The organism is Thermogutta sp. (assembly GCF_039793925.1).
Classification (GTDB): Bacteria; Planctomycetota; Planctomycetia; order Pirellulales; family Thermoguttaceae; genus Thermogutta.
This window is the reverse complement of sequence record NZ_JBAMME010000330.1, coordinates 1-2,485: the sequence shown is the minus strand read 5'-3', so window position 1 is coordinate 2,485 and position 2,485 is coordinate 1. Positions and strand designations below refer to the sequence as shown.

Genomic DNA, 2,485 nt, shown 5'->3' with positions numbered 1-2,485 from the left:
CCGACGGCACAGCAATCTACAACGGCTGGCCCGAGGAGTTACTTACCGGGGATGAAACCGAAGCATCGCGTAATCCAATCCGGCGAGCGTGAGTTCCAGGGTGTTTCCTGCCCAGGGCACCGGTGCTCCGCTGACGACTTCTTGCGCCGTGAGCGCTTCTGTCTGCTCCAGGGCCGAGAGGTTGATCGTCAACCTGGCTCGAACTTGTTGGGGGGAAAGATTGAAGGCCACAACAATGAGTCCCCGCCCTGGCCTGTTGTAAAGGCTCACCTTCACAGAATCCGGGTGGCATCGGACGAAGCGCGGGCTCTCCCAGTACGGGATCCATTCCGCCTCGTGACGCCCCAACTCGTCAAACGCGCGCCAAATCCGCGCGGAAACGGCGACATCCTCCATCCTGTTGGGCCTGACGGGGACGTCGTGAAGAAGGGCCAGACCCTCTGCCTCCCGGCGTTGGAACGGTCCGCTGGGATACCACAGAAGTTCTGCCGGAACACCCCAGTTCCGCCCCATGAACTCCGCGCGGAACGCATCCAGGGGCAAAACCTCGCCAGGAAACTCCGGTCGCTTGATACTCTGCAGGTGCTCGCCGTCCCAATAACTCGTGGCGAAGGCGAGGGTCGGGATCACCATGCAGGTCGATTGGTGGACGTTGACCTGGCCATTTGGGTTGTGCTTTTTGACAATCGTGTAAATTCGCCGCATCGTCTGGCGGACCGCGAAAATGGGATAGGTTGTCCCCACTGATCCGTCAGGCTTGACGTAGCCACAGCCATGGCGCTGGTTTCTGCATCCCCATGGCTCTGAGGTCCCGTCCAGGTAAACTCCGTCGATGTCGTACTCCTCCATCAGTTTGGCAATCCCATCGCAAAGGAAGTCCTGCCAATGGCTGCGGTAACACACAATGTAGGCGGTCTGCTCAGGCTTCCGCTTGTATCCGCCCGCCCGGGGATAGACGAGGCATTCCTCGTGGTATTGCTCCCATTCTGGTGCCAAAGTGCTCATTTCGTATCCATGATAGAGGAGCAATTGGATGCCGCGTTCGTGACACGCTTTGACCAATTTGCGGAGTTTTTCTCCATGCGTTGTGCGGGGATAGTTCTGGATATCAGTCCAGTGTTCATGGAAGCAGATCGTCTTCACGCCATACTCGGCCAAGCGATCGAGGATTCCCGGCGGATTCTCTTCGATGCCGTAATTTCCCATGTGGCAAATTCGGTAATCCCAGGCGTCTGGCTGCATCGGTTTGACCGGCGTTGCCTGAAAGCCAAACGTATATTCCAGCGGTGCCGCAAGCTGATGCGGTTCGCCCACAAGGTGGATGGTCAGAACCGTGGAATTCTTTCCCGGACGGACTTCAATTACCCGATTTGGATCGACATTCCAAAAATTTCGATCCGATTCGGCAAACCAGGCTAGTCCCCTTTCCTCATCGCCAATCCAGAAGAACGGTTTGAAGGAGATCTGGTATCCGTCGGGGGGAATGGCTTGGGAATTAAACACACTCCCCCACCGGCCCGGCCAAAAGTGGAGATACTTCGCCCGTTCTGGCCGAAAAGGAATCTCCAGATCGAGTTTTTCCAATGCCACTTTAGGACGAGTGGGGTGAAGCTGGAAGTCGCAGCGGAGCATTCCATCATATTCGATGTGGACCGTTGCGTTGCATTCGAGGGTATCGGCCGTCGCCTGGATGTGGAGTCGTGCTCGCATAGGTGAGTTTTCCAAAACGCTCATCTGCGTCCCCTTCCAGTGGAGCGATTGGCCGGCTGACGCCCCACACAGAGAGATAGGCCCGGCGAGCATTTCCTGGGACGCCGAAATGATCTGACACGGGAAAGGAAGATCGGAGAATCGGTACACGCGTCCCCACACGTGAACAGCATGGTCGTCCACCACGACCGGCGTCCATGGCGGAAGGAGTTCATCGCTTTGCCCGGCAGAACTGCCCAGCCAGGGCGGTTTCACCTGAAGTTCTTCTCCCAGTGACATGATCCCGGCCATCACCGTGAAGATGATTCCCAGACCCAGAACCAGTTGCGCCAGGCCTCTCTTCCTTGAGGGTGCCCTCGGAATTGTCGGCGAAAGTCGGTTGGCTTCCACCATGCGCCTCATTGACCATCTCCTCGAATACCGCGCCCATCTGTGAAAGTCCCCGGACTACAACTCGCAAAGATGCCGAAGACCCTCGCCACGCGTTTTGGGAACGAGCCTCGTCAAACTTCTCCTGCCTTGCCAGGGCTACCCCAATTGTCCTCCATTTCTCGGTGGCTGCAAGAGTGCTGGGTAGAAACGGGCGCGCTGCCCTGGGCGAGGAGGAATTGCCGGGGCTGGCCACCGAGCCCGGTGTTTGACTACGAGGCCTGGGATTCCTCGAAGCGGACGTGGCGCGGACCGTCTGGACGCCAGTGGATGATTGGACGAATGGGACCTGGAAAGTCGCCGACACGCGCGTCACCCAAGAGGGAAACCAGATCCGGTGGACCTT

General features: G+C 58.0%; 1 protein-coding gene. It reads right to left on the bottom strand.

From position 1 onward, the window contains the following. Positions 1–42 precede the first annotated feature (42 nt). Positions 43–2,112, bottom strand: a complete 2,070-nt coding sequence (locus tag ABJK56_RS17845) for a glycoside hydrolase domain-containing protein (protein ID WP_347246036.1) — start codon at positions 2,110–2,112, stop codon at positions 43–45. Positions 2,113–2,485: the final 373 nt, after the last annotated feature.